Genomic DNA, 17,264 nt, shown 5'->3' with positions numbered 1-17,264 from the left:
ACAGGTTGTTATTTATCCTCGGCATATTTCCATTCCCCCGTTTTTACATCTATCTTCCAGGGTTGTGGCTTTGGCAGCCATAACTTGCCGTCGCCTATCTCCAAAGGCATCCACAGATAGCGCGAATCCCATTGGGCTTTGGGATGCCACTGATCGGCCATAAAAATCACGGTGGTACGTTTTGTACCAACAACCTTCACCATCATGGTAGATTGCGATCCATAAGTATTTGTTTCGGGCGGGGCGATATCTTTAAACTCCGACCATGGCCCGCTTAGCGATGTTGCCGTAGCATATTTGTTAGGATTAGCGTCCCAGCCGGTAAGCGCCGATCCAATGGCATAATAAAGTCCTTTATAATGCACCAGGGCGCCACCTTCCAAAGGCGCTTTAATGAGGCATATCTCTTTTTCAACGCTCAGGTAATCGTCCGATAGTTGTGCAATATGGAAGCCTTTGGCCCTATCCTCAAATATCAGGTATGCCGAACCGTCGTCGTCAACAAACTGACCAATATCGCGGCTTTGCTCGCCTAAGGGCCTGAAGCTTTTAAGGTATTTGTAGTCGCCATCTATCTTATCACAAACCGCAACGCCAACGCGGGCTGCTTTGTAGTTGGCGCTATCCATATCAGGTACATTACATATTGGCGGTTCTTTTGGTTATAAAAAACTTTGGGCCGTTCCAATACAAATCCCTCACCAAAGTTTGCCGGATCACTTGTTTTAATCACCTTGTTCCTGAATGTCCAGTTAGTAAGGTCGGGCGACGAATAGCAGGCCACGTAGCGTTTTGCGGGATCATTGTCCTTTGCTCTGTCTTCGCCAAACCAGTAATATAATTTCCCAATTTTGATAATGCCGCCGCCATGTGCCTGCACATGTTGCCCCCGGTTATCGGGCCAAACCTCACCCGGCTTTATAGCAGAAACTTGTGCAGAAACCTGTATTTGGCAGGCAATTAACGCCAACAAAAAGGTAATAAATGAACTTTTTTTTAATAGCATGATTTAGATAGGTATAGCCCGCAATTTAAACATTACCCTGCTATTAGATAAACTATTTTAACGCCAGCATAATCACCTTAGCCGAATCAAGATGCGCCTGCAACGATGGCATGTTTTTGTTGGCAAAATCAGATAGGTTTGGATTTTTATTGAGTGAGACTGTTTTAAACAAGGTTATCTCCTGTTCGTGCTGGTTTACAATTAGTTCCATATAAGCTTTATCAAAATCGGCCGCCTTTTTTTGTTCAAGAGCGGCAATTACTTGTTGATGGCCGGCATTTATGGTATCGCTGGAGGTTACAAAGTTATCAATCTCCAATTTTTTTAAATTATCGGCAAGCAAAGTATGGTCGTCAATCATCGCTTTGGCAAACTGAATAACCTTTTGATTTTTTGAGTTGGAGATAGCCAAACCGGAAGCTTTTACGGTGGTCAGGCTGGCCTCAGCGCCATTTTTAAAAAAAAGTATTCCGGCGTCGTCAACGAGCACTTTATTATTGTAATTGTTTGCGCGTTTGTTGCTTTCGCATGATGGTATCCAAATGAGGGTAACCAAAATCAATAATAAGCCGGTGAAATACTTCATTTATAAATTGATTATGCCTTGTTTAGATTTAACAACAAACGGGGCAAGTGGTTTACCAGAGTGGCATAATTAATATTGATTAACCATAACAGCACAAAATAACCCATCAAAATAAAACAAAAAACCACGCTGCGATACCCATAAAAGAGTACGCAGCGTGGTTATATATCTTCAGCAGATCAGGCGTTTTCTTAAAACACCTGGTCAAACTGATTAACGGCATCCTTACTTTCCAGCAATGAGTGGCCCATTAAAAACTCATCTACTTTGCGGGCCGTTTCGCGACCTTCGGATATTGCCCAAACAACAAGTGATTGTCCGCGGCGCATATCGCCGGCAGCAAATACTTTACTTACGTTGGTGCGGTAAACGCCTTCTTTGGCTTTAACGTTTTTGCGGTCATCCAGTTCAACGCCTAATTGAGCTAACAGGCCTGCAGGCTGCGGATACAGGAAACCCATGGCCAGGAACACACGCTGACAAGGAATTTCACGTTCTGATCCTTCAACCACATGGAATTTTACAGGGCGGCCCATAAAATCCTGCTCCCACTCTACATCTACCACTTTTAACGCACGCAGGTTACCTTCGTCGTCGCCTAAAAACTCCAGGGTGTTTACGCCCCAGAAACGTTCGGCGCCTTCCTCGTGCGAACTGGTGGTTTTAAGCACCATTGGATATGTTGGCCATGGCATGTGCTGTGTACGCTGTGCAGGTGGCTGAAACATCACCTCAAACTGCTTAATTGATTTTGCTCCCTGGCGGTTTGATGTACCAACACAATCGCTGCCGGTATCGCCGCCGCCAATTACTACTACATCTTTGCCTGTGGCCAAAATATCATCCCCGTCAACTGCAATATCGCTTACACGTTTGTTTTGCTGTTTCAAAAAGTCCATTGCAAAATGGATGCCTTTTAATTCCCTGCCGGGGATCATCAGGTTACGTGGTACTGTTGAACCGCCCGCCAGTACTACAGCATCATTATTGCGCACCAATTCATCAGCGGCAACGTTAACACCTACTTCACTGTTCAGCTTAAACACCACACCATCTTTTTCCATTACTTCTATACGGCGTTCTACTACAGTTTTCTCTAATTTGAAATCAGGAATACCGTAGCGCAATAAACCTCCCGGTTTGTCATCGCGCTCGTAAACTGTTACTGCGTGGCCTGCCTTTACCAATTGAGCTGCAGCAGCCAAACCGGCCGGACCAGAGCCTATTACAGCTACTTTTTTGCCCGATTTTACTAAAGGCGCAGTTGGTTTTACCAGGTTTTTCTGGTAAGCAATTTCAATGATATGCTTTTCAATTTCCTCGATAGCTACAGCCGGCTTGTTGATACCTAACACACAAGCAGACTCGCAAGGTGCAGGACAGATACGACCTGTAAACTCGGGGAAATTATTAGTTGATGATAAAATATGGTAAGCTTCTTCCCAGTTTTGACGATACACGGCATCGTTAAACTCCGGGATAATATTACCCAGCGGGCATCCCGAATGGCAAAAAGGGATACCGCAATTCATACAACGGGCCGATTGCTGGTTCAGCTTTTCGTCGGTATATAAATTAACAAACTCTTTATAGTTTTTTACGCGTTCAGCAGCGGGAACCTTAGTTGGTAATTCCCTGTTAAACTCCTGAAATCCTGTTGGTTTTCCCATTGAAATTTAGCCTATTGTTTGATATTGTAACTTCTCTACTACTTTTTTATACTCTTTTGGATACACCTTAACAAACTGTGTAGATGCCTCGGCCCAGTTAGCCAGGATCTGCTGCGCCAGTTTGCTGCCGGTAAGGCTTACATGCTTACGCAACAAGGTAAGTATCTGCTCTTCATCCTGTAACGATAGCGGATCAAGATCCACCATCTCGGTATTACAGTTCTCGGCAAAGCTGTTATCCGGGTTATAAATCCAGGCTAAACCACCGCTCATACCAGCCGCAAAGTTACGGCCTGTTTTACCAAGGATAAGTGCACGGCCACCGGTCATATACTCGCAACCGTGGTCGCCAATACCTTCTACAACAGTAGTAGCACCTGAGTTACGTACCGCGAATCGTTCGCCTGCCATACCGCCTATAAATAGCTCGCCGGATGTTGCACCATATAGGGCAACGTTACCAATGATGATATTATCTTCCGGTGTAAAAGTAGCTTTCGCTGAAGGATAAATAGCCAGTTGTGCGCCTGATAAACCTTTACCTACGTAGTCATTGGCTTCGCCTTCCAACTCAAAAGAGATACCCTTGGTTGCAAAAGCACCGAAACTTTGCCCGGCCGAGCCTTTGAATTTGTAGTTAATGGTATTATCGGGTAAGCCAGCCGAACCATAGATCTTCGAGATCTCGTTTGACAGTAAGGTACCAATGGTACGGTTAACGTTGATGACATCGAACGATGCAAATACCGGTGTTTTATCTTCAAGAGCAGGTTGAGCTGCCGCTAACAACTGCCAATCCAATATCTCATCCATGCCATGATCCTGCTTTTCGCTGTTATAAAGCGTCATGCCTTTGGTATTGGTAACCGGGTGTAAAATACCGCTCAGGTCAATCTTTTTAGCCTTCCAGCTTTCCAGATGATCTTTCACTTTCAGGAACTGAACACGGCCAACCATTTCATTAATGGTACGGAAACCTAATTCGGCCATAATCTCGCGCAGTTCTTCGGCCATAAATTTAAACAGGTTCACTACGTGATCTGCCTTACCGCTAAACAGTTTCCTTAATTCAGGATCTTGCGTGGCAACACCTACCGGGCAGGTATTCAGGTGACACTTACGCATCATGATACAGCCACCGGCTACAAGCGCCGCTGTTGCAACGCCCCACTCTTCGGCTCCCATCAAAGCTGCAATGGCCAAATCACGACCGGTTTTTAGCTGGCCATCTGTTTGCAATACCACACGGCTGCGTAATTTGTTACGTACCAATGTTTGGTGAGCTTCGGTTAAACCAAGTTCCCATGGCAAGCCGGCGTGTTTTACCGAGCTTATTGGCGATGCACCTGTACCGCCATCGTATCCGGCAATCAGGATAACATCAGCATGTGCTTTGGCCACGCCTGCTGCTATTGTACCCACACCTGCTTTTGATACTAATTTTACATTGATACGTGCAGCTCGGTTGGCGTTCTTTAAATCGAATATTAATTGCGCCAAATCCTCGATAGAGTAAATATCGTGGTGTGGCGGTGGAGAGATTAAGCCTACACCAGGGGTTGAGTGACGGGTTTTAGCAATCCAGTCGTCAACTTTATGACCCGGAAGCTGTCCGCCTTCGCCTGGCTTGGCACCTTGTGCCATTTTTATCTGCAATTCATCGGCATTGGTCAGGTAATTTGATGTTACACCGAAACGGGCGGATGCTATTTGCTTAATAGCCGAACGCATGGAATCGCCGTTGGCCATTTTTTCGTAACGCATTTCATCCTCGCCGCCTTCGCCGGTGTTGCTTTTACCACCTATGCGGTTCATGGCAATAGCCATGGTGCTATGCGCCTCGTGAGATATAGAGCCGAATGACATGGCGCCTGTTGCAAAGCGTTTCATGATATTTTCGGCCGGTTCAACCTCATCAATGCTTATAGCTTCACGGTGATGGGCAAAGTCAAGCAATCCACGAATGGTAAAGTGCTTTTCGGTTTGCTCGTTAATTGCTTTAGCGTAATTTTTGTACACGTTGTAATCATTGCTACGGGTAGCATGTTGTAATAAGTGTACAGTGGTTGGGTTAAATAAGTGCGCTTCGCCCCTGCGTTTCCATTGGTAAATACCACCTTCGGGCAATAAATTGTCGGCTCCCTTGGTGTTAAAGCCCATGCGGTGTTTGCATAGCGCTTCGCGGGCTATTTCGTCAAGGCCCAAACCGCCAATACGGGTAACAGCTCCGCAGAAATATTTATCTACAACCGTTTTATTTAAGCCTAATATTTCAAAAACCTGCGAACCATGGTATGATTGTAGGGTCGAGATCCCCATTTTAGAGAAGATCTTCAACAAACCATCATTTATAGATTTTACGTAGTTTTTTTGTAATGTTTTAATATCATGGCTGGTTTCTAAACTGCCGTTGTTTTTAACGGTTTCGATAGTTGCCAAAGCCAGGTACGGGTTGATAGCTGTAGCGCCAAATGCCAGCAAGCAGGCAAAGTGATGCACTTCCCACGCATCCCCGGTTTCAACAACCAAGCCTACAGCGCCGCGGCGGCCTTTTTTAATCAGGTGATGATGTACCGCAGATACCGCCAATAATGTAGGGATGGGCGCGTGCTCCGAATCTACAGCACGATCCGACAGGATCAATACTTCAAATCCATCATCAACGGCATCCTCGGCATAGCGGCAAAGCCTTGCAATACCTTTTTCTAACGAGCCGGGCATACCATCGGCTACAAAGTAAGTTTGCAGCGTTTTGGCATGGAAAAGGCCGGTATCAATACTCCGTAGTTTTTCTAACTGGTGATTTTTTAATATCGGGTGTTTTAAAACCACGCAATGACAGTGCATTTTATCTTCATCCAGCAAGTTACCATTGTTACCGATAAAGGTTGCCAAACTCATTACCAGGCGCTCGCGGATCGGGTCGATAGGCGGGTTGGTTACCTGGGCGAAAAATTGCTTAAAGTAGCTTGATAAATGTTGTGGTTTATCAGATAATATAGCCAAAGGCACATCGGTACCCATGGAGCCTACGGGCTCTTTACCATCAACAGCCATTGGCTTAATAATGGTATCTATATCCTCGCGGCTGTAACCAAATACCTGCTGGTAACGGAATACCGAAGCTTCTGATAGCTGAGCGAATGCCAAACGGGGTTCGGTAAGTTCGCTCAGGTTTATTTTATAATTCTCCAGCCAGCGGCCATAAGGCTGCCTTGAAGAAATTTGTTTTTTTATCTCATCATCTGTAATGATCCTGCCTTTTTCGGTATCAATCAGCAACATTTTACCAGGCTGCAAACGACCTTTACGTACTACGGTACTTTCGTCGATAGCCAGGGTACCCGCTTCAGATGCTGCTATAACGCGGCCATCGTTGGTAATTACATAGCGCAAGGGGCGAAGGCCATTCCTATCCAATAAAGCACCTACCAGTTTACCATCGGTAAAGGTGATAGCGGCCGGGCCATCCCATGGCTCCATCAAAGTAGCATGGTATTCGTAAAACGCCTTTTTAATAGGATCCATGTGTACGTTGCCGTCCCATGCCTCGGGTACCAGCATCATCATTACGTGTGGTAACGAACGGCCCGAGTGTAACAGAATTTCGATGATATTATCCAGACAGGCAGAGTCTGACTGGTTGTTATCAATCACCGGCATAATCATTTCCATTTCTTCGGCCGTGAAGTACGACGAAGCATATGATTTTAAACCGGCGTAAAACCAGTTTAAGTTGCCGGTTAAAGTATTGATCTCGCCATTATGGGCAATCAGGCGGAAAGGCTGAGCCAGTTTCCACGATGGGAAAGTATTGGTAGAGAAACGCGAGTGGATCATGGCAAAGCCAGATGCAATACGCGGATCAGTTAAATCAGCATAATATTTACGCAGCTGGTAAGTAGTTACCTGGCCTTTGTAAACAATTGTTTTGCAGGATAACGAAGTAAAATAAAAATATTCAGATGCGCCTGGGATGGTATCCGTAATAGTTTTATTGATGTACCTGCGTAATATGAAAAGCTTCCGCTCAAAATCATCCGCATTGGTAATGTGATGCGGGCGGGCAATAAATATCTGCTCTACATCCGGCTCGGCCTGGCGGGCTGTTTCGCCAACTGCCATTGAATCAACGGTCAATTTGCGGTAACCTAATTTAACAAGGCCAAGCTTTTCTATCGCATTGGTAATCACAATGCGGCAGGCCTTTTTTTGTGCCGAGTCTTTCGGGAAAAAGATCATCCCAACACCATACTCGCCCGGTTCGGGCAGGCTGATCTCGAGGTTTGAGCATTCCTCCATTAAAAACTCATGGGGCAGTTGTATTAATATACCGGCACCATCGCCGGTTTCAGGATCACATCCGCAGGCACCGCGGTGTTCCATGTTCTCGAGCATCGTAAGCGCATCATCAATAATCTGGTTACTTTTATGACCATTTATGTTGGTTATAAATCCAGTTCCGCACGAATCGTGTTCAAATTCTGGCCTGTAAAGGCCCTGGTTGCTATCAGTTTGATTCATCTTTAGAGTAAACCGTTTATAAAGGGGTGTAACAACGAAGTTACCAATTTGCAAATAAATTATAAAATTTATCGGAATTTTTAAAGATTTCTAAAAATTCGATTATCTATATCATATTTATTTAACAAAATGACAACATAAACAATAAATTATTATGATTAAGCAAATGAAATATGTTGTTTTCTTATTTAGAATCGGTATAAAGTTGCACCAATTTACCGCTATTCATTTATACAATCGGTAAATATACCAATAACAGAATAAAATTTTGTTGGTTAAATCTATGTGAAGAGTAGACTATTTGGATTAGCAGACCATGGTCAATAGTCCATGGACCATGGAACCCAAATCTATCAATTTAACTGTATTAACCCATGGACTATCGACCATGATCTATGGACTCTTCGAAAATTACTAACTTCGCCAAAAATTAAAATTAGATGTCTGCAAAAGTTAAAGCCGTTTTTTTAGATCGCGATGGAGTATTGAACCAGGAAATGGGCGATTATGTTCGCCGTTTTGAGGATTTTCATGTACTTGATAATTTTGATGCCCTTAAAACTTTGCAGGATAGGGGCTACATGCTACTGGTAGCCACCAACCAGGGCGGCCTGGCTAAAGGCTGGTATACCGAAGAGGAGCTGGCAAAAATGCACAGCCATTTAAAAACAGTATACGCTGAGCATGGCGTGGTGATAACCGACTTTTTTTACTGCCCGCACCATCCTAATTTTACCGGCGATTGCGATTGCCGCAAGCCAAAACCAGGATTGTTACTACAAGGCATTGCCAAATATAATATTGACCCTGCCCTATCCTATTTTATAGGCGACCGCGAGCGCGATGTGGAAGCAGGCACCCTGGCTGGTGTTAAAGGCATTTTGATTGACAGCGATCAGCCGATTAGCACCGTGTTGGATTTGATTGCGTAGGGCACATTATAAATATGCCATTGCGAGGCACAAAGCAATCGCACGCGTGCAAAACAAAAATGCATAGTTCGCGATTGCTTCGTGCCTCGCAATGACATATTTGACTTGCAAAAAATCATTTTTTAAAACATTTTACCCGCTTACAACTTTTACAACTAAATTTAACAGTAAAAAAGTCCTATGCAGCTAAGCCGCTATTTAAAAAACTACGACACATTTATTGCCGCGGTACTTGGCTTTGTTGCAATACAAATGTTTTGCAGTTATAGCGGTATTGGTATATCGCCAGACTCTATTATGTACACCAGCGCTGCCCGGAGCTTGAACACTAATGGCACGTTGCAAACATTTAACCATATCCCTATTGTTGATTTCCCGGTATTTTACCCCATATTTTTAGGGAGCATTATGTTTATTACCCGCATAGATCCTGTTGTTTTTGGCGCGGTATTGAATGGTTTGATGTTTGCCACGCTCATTTATACCGCCGGTTGGATCATGCAGCGTTTTGTGCCCGCAAACCGCGTTTACAAGTGGCTGATGCTGGTAGCCATTATATTAAGTCCGGCGTTATTGCAGGTATACTCCTACCTGTGGTCCGAAACATTATTTATAGTAGAAACCTTGTTTTTCCTGGTTGCTTTCAGACAGTATTTGCTGAAGCATACGGTTAAAGCTTTGATAGTAGCGGCATTAATTGCCGCAATAAGCTGCGTTACCCGTTATGCCGCAGTTACCATTGTTGGCACCGGCGGCTTACTTTTATTGCTGGACAGGGTTTTGCCGCTTAAAAAGAAGATCATACATATTATTATATACGGGTGTGTTTGCATTTCGCTATTGGTAAGTAATTTGGTTTTTAATGCTTTTATGTCGGGCACTACTACCGGGCCGCGGGAGCCTTCAATAACCTCATTTGGCAAAAACCTGTATTACTTTGGCAACGTGGTTTGCGACTGGATGGGGCTTACGCCTAACCAATACTGGTTATCTGTGCCGTTGGCTATTTTAATATTCGGTGGTTTTATAGCTGCCCTGGCTTACAATTATTACCGCAGGCACCTGGATAGTTTTGAAAACCTTGCCATAACTTTTGCTTTGGTGTATGGCTTATTTATAGTGGTCTCTTCAACCTTTTCGCGGTACGAGCGTATTAACCATCGCCTGCTGGCACCTATATACATCCCCGCGCTTTGGGGTTATACCAGCTGGGGACTGCTGCTGCTTAAAAAAATAGTTAATGATAATACCCGCAAAATAGTGGGCGCTATTATGATCGTCCTGATGCTGGGTTTTGTAACCAAAGAGTTTTTTATTGATAAAAACCGCTACGACGACCAGGTAAGGGACGAATACGGCAACCCGGGATATACTGACGAAAGTTGGATGGATTCGCCATTTGCGGCTTATCTTAAAACCATCGATAAAAGCCAGTTCGACCCGAAAGTTACCATTTATACCGATGCGCATGAGGCGGTTTACTTTTTCTCGGGCATGTCATCCTACCTGGTGCCTCATCGGTTTTTTAAAAAGGATATAGCCAAATTTTATACTTTTAAGCACTATTACCTTATCTGGTTTAAAAGCCTTGAAAACCCGGAACTGATCAACATAAAGGATATCCAAAAGGTAAAACAGCTGAGGCTGATTAAGGATTTTGGGGACGAGGGTGCAATTTATGAGTATGATGAAAGTCAGAACCGGAATTAAACGAATTTGTCGAATTAACAGAATTTCAAAACCAATTCGGTCGTTTTCCAGTTGTAGTTAATAAGTTATCCTCGAAAAGCCACTTTTCAAATTCAATAAATTCCATTAATTCGTTTAATTCCGGTTCTGACACAAATTCACTTTTAATTTTGATTTAAAAAACATCTGTCTATATTTGCGCCAGACTTACCCGTATACTATAAAAAAATGAACGGTATCGCATTACATCATCTTCATCTGCATCACCACCATGTGGTGATCAGCTAATATGTATGTTTCTACGCGAAATAACAACCTCCGTTTGTACTCTTTTTTATTATAGTTCATAAATTCAATTCTTTTGAAAACACTTAAAATAGCGATCCAGAAATCTGGTCGTCTCAACGAAAAATCTGTCGAATTATTAAAAAATTGCGGCTTAAACTTCGAAAACTACAAAAGTTCACTAATCTCGCCTGTTTCCAATTTCCCTTTAGAGATCCTTTTTCTGCGCGATGATGATATCCCCGAATATGTTCAGGATGGCATTGCCGACCTGGGTATAGTAGGCGAAAATGTGATAGAAGAAACCGAAGTTGAAGTAAGCTATCTGCAGCGTCTTGGCTTTGGCAAATGCTCGCTTAAAATAGCGGTACCAAACAATAATGATATTGCTACCCTTGCCGATTTAAATGGTAAAGCTATAGCTACTACCTACCCTGTGATATTGGGCAAATTCCTGAAAGCCCAGGGTATCGAATCAGATATCCGTACCATTTCGGGCTCGGTTGAAATCTCTCCCGGCCTGGGCTTGTCTGATGCTATTTGCGATTTGGTATCAACCGGCGGTACGCTAAAAAGCAATGGTTTAAAAGCATTTGCCGATGTAATGTCATCAGAAGCCATCCTGATTAGCAGTAAAGCCACTGAAAGCAATGACCTTGTTCAGGAATTGATACAACGCATCCAATCGGTTTTGCGCGCCAAAGAGACTAAGTACGTGGTACTTAACGTTCATAAAGATAACCTTGATACAGTGATTGCTTTATTGCCGGGGGTTAAAAGCCCGTCGGTAGTGCCATTGGCCGAAGCTGATTGGGTTGCAGTACACACCGTTATCCCGGAGCGCGATTTTTGGGACAGGATAAGCCAGCTAAAACAAGCCGGCGCGCAAGGCATTGTAGTAATGCCGATTGAGAAGATAATTCTTTAAGCCCCCCAGCCCCCTAAAGGGGGAGCGAAAGTGGCTGCAACATAAATATTAACCTTTTAAATTCCCCCTTTAGGGGGTTAGGGGGCTCTATGAAACTATTTAAGTATTCAGAACTTACTGCAAAAGATATCCAGAAACTGGTTCAGCGTAATGTTGACCCGGCAAATGAGATTCGTGCTGTTGTGGAGGAAGTGATTGCCAACGTGCAGCAGCACGGCGACAGCGCCCTGATTGACTATGCCCAAAAGTTTGATAAGGTAGCGCTAACTAAGCTTTTTTTGGATAAGGCCGAGTTGGAGGAACTGGCTGAAGCTATTACGCCAGAGCAAAAAAATGCCCTGGAAACCGCTTACAGCAATATTTACAAATTCCACCAAACACAGCTAAAAACCGAGGATAAGGTAGAAACCATGCCCGGCGTTACATGCTGGCGCGAGTTAAGGCCGATTGAAAAAGTTGGTTTATATATCCCCGGCGGATCTGCTGTTTTGCCAAGCACATTTTTAATGCTGGGCATCCCGGCGCGCATTGCAGGCTGCCATGAAATTGTTGTTTGCTCGCCTCCGCAAAAAAGCGGCAAGGTAAATGCATTTATAGCCTATGTGGCGTTATTGTTAGGCATCGATAAAATTTATTTAGTTGGAGGCTCACAGGCCATAGCAGCAATGGCTTACGGTACAGAAAGCATTGCTAAGGTTGATAAGATATTTGGCCCCGGCAACCAGTTTGTAACCAAAGCTAAAACGCTTATTCAGTCAACTACTACTACGGCCATTGATATGCCGGCAGGTCCATCAGAAGTATTGGTTATTGCAGATGACACGGCTGTACCGGCTTATATAGCTGCCGATTTATTGGCGCAGGCCGAACATGGTATTGACAGTCAATCGGTGTTGGTTTGCACATCGGCTACCATTGCGGAAGCGACTTTGGCAGAAATAGAAAAACAATTACCCGTATTACCAAGGGCCGAAATTGCCGGTTTAGCGTTGGATAACTCCTACATTGTAGTAACATCCAGCCTGGCCGAAGCCATGGATTTCAGTAACCGGTATGCGCCTGAACACTTAATATTGGCAACACACAGCTGGGAGCAGATAACCGGAAGTATCATTAATGCGGGCTCGGTTTTCCTGGGCAATTTAACGCCAGAGAGCGCCGGAGATTATGCATCGGGTACCAACCATACTTTGCCAACCAGCAGTTACGCAAGGGCTTACTCGGGCGTATCAGTAGATTCTTTTGTAAAAAAAATCACGTTTCAGCATATCACCCGCGAGGGAATTCAAAATATTGGCCACACTGTTGAAATTTTGGCCGAGATGGAAGGATTGCATGCGCACAGGAATGCGGTATCAATAAGAAGTAACAGTTAAAATGAAGCCTTTAGCCTGCTTATCATTGATTATTTTGATTACCGCATGTCATTCTGATTCAAAAACAGAATCAGCAGATACTCTTGTAAAAAAAGAAACTGTTACAGACATGAGTGCTGAAAAAAAAGCAACCGAAAATCCGGTATTTAAGCCTTACCAACTCAACGGGCATTACACGGTAGTAGATACTGGCTTTTTAGACTTGACTGTTATGGAAGCCACCTATGCCGTTATAACCAAAAATGGCAAACTTGTTGATACTATTGACAAGGACTATGGTATTCAAAAAATTGACGACGACCATTATTTATATTTAACAGTAACCGGTACCGGGCCACTTGAGGCAAATGCTTCAAGTAAAAGTGGCTTCAAGAAACAACTTAGCGGTTCATTAGGCCATTACGTTATTACAGGGAACGGAAACAAGCAACATCTATCAGGCCTAACAACAGGTTTAGATGATTATTTTTCTTCACCATCAGTAATTAATGGCAAAATCTATTTTTGGCAAATCAAAAAAATAGGCAAAGACGGCAACAACCAAATTTCGGCAGCTGCATATGACCCCGCAACAAAACAAACTGTAAGTCAATACATTAAGGACGACTTTATAGAAACCGATGATGCTGGTTATTTTGCGGCTCCCTACGATCAAAAAGACACCATCTACTTTGATGATGGAAATGACAAATTAAAAAAGTTCGACAAAGATTTAAAGTCTTATAATTAGAATGTACAACATCAATAATATACTAAGAGAAAATATTAAGCGGCTTGTCCCCTATTCATCGGCACGTGATGAGTACCAGGGCGAAGCCAGTGTTTTTTTAGATGCCAATGAAAATGCCTACGGTTCACCATTAGCAAAGCAATTTAACCGCTACCCTGATCCTATGCAATACGCCATTAAAATGCGTTTAAGCGAGATCAAGGGCGTACCTGCGCGTAACATATTTATAGGAAACGGCAGCGATGAAGCTATCGATATCCTTTTCCGCAGCTTTTGCAACCCAGGTGTTGATAACGTGATCCTGGTGCCCCCTACGTATGGTATGTACGAGGTATCGGCCAACATCAATGATGTGGAGGCCCGCAAGGTTTTGCTGACCGAAGATTATCAGCTGAACTTAGAAGGCATTGCCGAAGCTATCGACGAGCATACCAAACTGATATTTATATGTTCGCCAAATAACCCAACGGGCAATTCCATTAACCGCGCGGATGTTGAAACATTGCTGGCAAACTTTAATGGTATTGTAGTGGTTGATGAAGCCTACATCAATTTCAGCCGTCAAAAAACTTTTATTCAGGAACTTACCGAATATGCCAATTTAGTGGTGATGCAAACCTTATCCAAAGCATGGGGCCTGGCTGGCCTTCGTGTTGGGATGGCCTTTGCCAGCGAAGAGATTATCGAGGTGATGAATAAAGTTAAACCACCTTACAACGTTAACGAGTCATCGCAGCAACTGGCATTAGAAGCCCTGGCAAACGTTGACCAGGTAAATGGCTGGATAAAAGAAACCCTTTTACAACGCGACAGGCTGGTACTCGCTTTAAAGGAATTTGATTTTGTGGTAGATATTTATCCATCAGATGCCAACTTCATTTTGGTGAAAACTACTGATGCCAACGGTATTTATAAATTTTTAGTGGGTAAAGGCATCATCGTACGCAACCGCTCAAAAATTGATTTGTGCGAGGGCAGCTTACGCATTACCGTGGGCACCCCCGAAGAAAACACCATATTATTGGACACCCTACAGAATTTTGGCCCCTCGTTACTTTAATTGAATGAAGATTTATTTAATGCCAAGTACAGCTGGACGATATGGAGGAGGATTAAAAGGAAACCTCGAATATCTTGTTGCGATCATCCAAAACAGATTGGATAGTTCTGGGTTCGCATCTTCGTTCAATGAATTTTGGTTAACATTCTTTTATTCCCCACTATATGTTTTGCCTGGTGTTGTTGGAATTGAGAATGATTTTAAAAAAGTGTTCGAAACTCTTCCATCTTCCTTTTTAAACAGACGTTATAAAAAGATCGATGTTAGTTTAAAAGCGTTTGAGTTTTCCGAGCATTTAGATAAGGCCGATCAAAAAAAATATGAACATCAGTTTGAGGTTGACAACCAATATAAAAACCTATCTGAAATTGATTTAGCACACGTGTTGATTGACAAATATCTTGAAGCGGGATCAATTGTTAAATCAAAGCTAAAAAAAGACGACCTTTTTGATTTTGAGACATTTAAAAATGTATTACTCTTATTAAAAAGTCAAATCAGCACTGATTTTCTTGAATCAGAAAATATTAAACTTGCAGCAAAATCCAAAGCGGATACCTTAAAGCACGCAATTGATTTAAGAGAGGAAAGATCGAGATCAAATAAGGTTAAAGACAAAAGGATTAGGGATTTCAGGGTATATGATTTCGATTTGGGAGCAAAAGCTCTTTACCCATATGCATATCAGTATTGCGAGATCTTTTTGAACATTTTAAGAAGTAAAAATTTGTTATGCCCTGTGTATCACCATTTATATATCCAGGTTTGCAACACGATGGATGTATGCCTGGAGCGATCATTTACTCTTGATCATTGGTATATAAATGGCCTTTCAGTGATAGACTATGATAGGTACTTACAGCAAAGTGACGCTGAAAAAGAACTGACTGTATTCGATGTTATTGTAAATGGCTTAAGGGATATTGCTCACATCGATAAACTTGACAGCGAGATCATTGAAAGTACTATACAAGAGATAAAACAAAAGGGCCTGGATACGGAATTAGTATATGAAGTGATTGAAAATAAACGATACAAATTAATAGTCAGCTATTTTTCCCGTAGCATGGAAGAAGAGAGCCCTATTTATTTTACGGTATTAGATAAAACCTCGGGCAAATCGGGAAAGGTACAAATAGGCAAAGCAGAAAACTCCCAAATATACCTTTGGCTGCAGAAGATCACGCTAAGTGGCAGCCAAATTAAAGTTAAATCCAGCAATTCAATTACGGCCGATGTTTATTTAAAAAATAAACTCCGAAGTATGGAATTCAACATAAAAGATATCTTAAATGGATAAATCAAAAAAAATACTCTTTGTTGATCGTGATGGTACCATGATTAACGAAACGCCGGACGAGCAAATCGATTCGTTCGAAAAACTTACTTTTTACCCCGGGGCGTTAACTTACCTGCCCAAAATAGCCAAAGAACTTGATTTTGAACTGGTAATGGTTACCAACCAGGATGGTTTAGGTACCGCCGTTTATCCCGAAGATACTTTTTGGCCGGTGCATAACTTTATCCTCAAAACATTTGAAAGCGAGGGCGTAAAGTTTGCCAACCAAATTATCGACCGCACCTTTGCGGCCGACAAAGCCCCTACCCGTAAACCGGGAACTGCCTTGCTTACGCAATACCTTAACACAGAGAAATACGACCTTAAAAATTCTTTCACCATCGGCGATAGGAAAAACGATGTGCTGCTTGCTAAAAACCTGGGTGCCAAAGCAATCTGGTTAAATAACCAATCTAACTTAGGTGGTGGCGAATTTACCGAAGCAGATCATATTGGCGATACCATCGCATTGGAAACTACCGACTGGCAAAAAATCTACGAATTTCTGAAACTGGGAGAACGCGTGGTTGAGCACCGCCGCAGCACCAAAGAAACTGATATCTACATCAAAATAAACCTGGATGGTACCGGCGAAGCCAAAGTATCAACCGGCCTGCATTTTTTTGACCACATGCTGGATCAGATTGCCCGCCATGGCAGCATCGACCTGGAAGTGATTGCCAAAGGCGATCTGCATATTGATGAACACCACACTGTTGAAGATACGGGCATCGCTTTAGGCGAGATTTTCGCCACTGCTTTAGGCAACAAAATGGGTATTGAACGCTATGGTTTTTGCCTGCCTATGGACGATTGCCTGGCGCAGGCAGCTATTGATTTTGGCGGCCGTAACTGGATAGTTTGGGATGCCGAATTTAAACGCGAAAAAGTTGGAGATGTGCCCACCGAAATGTTTTACCATTTCTTCAAATCATTTAGCGACGCGGCAAAATGCAATTTGAATATAAAAGCCGAAGGACAGAACGAACATCATAAAATAGAAGCTATATTTAAAGCCTTTGCGAAGGCAATAAAAATGGCCGTTAAACGTGATGTAAATAAGATGGTTTTACCATCGACCAAAGGATTACTTTAAGTTGGCAGCAGGCAGTTTTCAGTAGGCAGTGAAAAAGCATTGT

The 17,264-nt window shown here is 43.0% G+C and carries 13 protein-coding genes; 8 read left to right on the top strand and 5 right to left on the bottom strand.

All coding sequences use genetic code 11. The annotated features are described in order from the left end of the window. Positions 1-8: 8 nt before the first annotated feature. The 5 genes from PQ469_RS10975 to gltB form a co-directional block, all read right to left on the bottom strand. Positions 9-629 (bottom strand): family 43 glycosylhydrolase, encoded by a 621-nt coding sequence (locus tag PQ469_RS10975; protein ID WP_274213002.1) that lies wholly within the window; start codon positions 627-629, stop codon positions 9-11. Next, positions 572-1,006: a glycoside hydrolase family protein gene (locus PQ469_RS10970; protein ID WP_274213001.1), complete on the bottom strand. Its 435-nt coding sequence runs from the start codon at positions 1,004-1,006 to the stop codon at positions 572-574. The genes PQ469_RS10975 and PQ469_RS10970 overlap by 58 nt, the downstream gene beginning before the upstream one ends. Before the next feature lie 52 nt (positions 1,007-1,058). Next, on the bottom strand, positions 1,059-1,592 hold the full coding sequence (locus PQ469_RS10965; protein ID WP_274213000.1) for a DUF4142 domain-containing protein: 534 nt from the start codon (positions 1,590-1,592) through the stop codon (positions 1,059-1,061). 191 nt (positions 1,593-1,783) lie between these two features. After that, positions 1,784-3,262, bottom strand: a complete 1,479-nt coding sequence (locus PQ469_RS10960; RefSeq protein ID WP_090647539.1) for a glutamate synthase subunit beta — start codon at positions 3,260-3,262, stop codon at positions 1,784-1,786. 6 nt (positions 3,263-3,268) lie between these two features. Then, positions 3,269-7,786, bottom strand: coding sequence for a glutamate synthase large subunit (gene gltB, locus PQ469_RS10955; protein WP_090647536.1), 4,518 nt, complete (start codon positions 7,784-7,786; stop codon positions 3,269-3,271). A 440-nt stretch (positions 7,787-8,226) separates the two neighbouring features. Between gltB and PQ469_RS10950 the strand changes: the two genes are divergently transcribed. The 8 genes from PQ469_RS10950 (at position 8,227) to hisB (ending at position 17,221) form a co-directional block, all read left to right on the top strand. Beyond that, positions 8,227-8,718, top strand: coding sequence for a D-glycero-alpha-D-manno-heptose-1,7-bisphosphate 7-phosphatase (locus PQ469_RS10950; protein WP_274212999.1), 492 nt, complete (start codon positions 8,227-8,229; stop codon positions 8,716-8,718). Between the two features lie 180 nt (positions 8,719-8,898). After that, positions 8,899-10,428 (top strand): hypothetical protein, encoded by a 1,530-nt coding sequence (locus PQ469_RS10945; protein ID WP_274212998.1) that lies wholly within the window; start codon positions 8,899-8,901, stop codon positions 10,426-10,428. Between the two features lie 340 nt (positions 10,429-10,768). Then, positions 10,769-11,620 carry an ATP phosphoribosyltransferase gene (gene hisG / locus PQ469_RS10940; protein ID WP_090647526.1) on the top strand — a complete coding sequence of 284 codons (852 nt, stop codon included), beginning with the start codon at positions 10,769-10,771 and terminating at the stop codon, positions 11,618-11,620. A gap of 89 nt (positions 11,621-11,709) precedes the next feature. Continuing rightward, entirely contained in the window at positions 11,710-12,996 is a 1,287-nt protein-coding gene (gene hisD, locus PQ469_RS10935) for a histidinol dehydrogenase (protein WP_274212997.1), read from the top strand. A gap of 1 nt (position 12,997) precedes the next feature. After that, positions 12,998-13,726, top strand: coding sequence for a hypothetical protein (locus PQ469_RS10930; RefSeq protein ID WP_274212996.1), 729 nt, complete (start codon positions 12,998-13,000; stop codon positions 13,724-13,726). 1 nt (position 13,727) lies between these two features. Further along, positions 13,728-14,786 carry a histidinol-phosphate transaminase gene (hisC, locus tag PQ469_RS10925; RefSeq protein WP_274212995.1) on the top strand — a complete coding sequence of 353 codons (1,059 nt, stop codon included), beginning with the start codon at positions 13,728-13,730 and terminating at the stop codon, positions 14,784-14,786. 4 nt (positions 14,787-14,790) lie between these two features. Further along, on the top strand, positions 14,791-16,086 hold the full coding sequence (locus PQ469_RS10920) for a hypothetical protein (RefSeq protein ID WP_274212994.1): 1,296 nt from the start codon (positions 14,791-14,793) through the stop codon (positions 16,084-16,086). After that, entirely contained in the window at positions 16,079-17,221 is a 1,143-nt protein-coding gene (gene hisB / locus PQ469_RS10915; RefSeq protein ID WP_090647512.1) for a bifunctional histidinol-phosphatase/imidazoleglycerol-phosphate dehydratase HisB, read from the top strand. The genes PQ469_RS10920 and hisB overlap by 8 nt, the downstream gene beginning before the upstream one ends. Positions 17,222-17,264 lie beyond the last annotated feature (43 nt).

The organism is Mucilaginibacter sp. KACC 22773, from assembly GCF_028736215.1.
Classification (GTDB): Bacteria; Bacteroidota; Bacteroidia; order Sphingobacteriales; family Sphingobacteriaceae; genus Mucilaginibacter.
The sequence above is the reverse complement of the archived record's forward strand: the minus strand, read 5'-3'. Positions and strand labels throughout refer to the sequence as shown.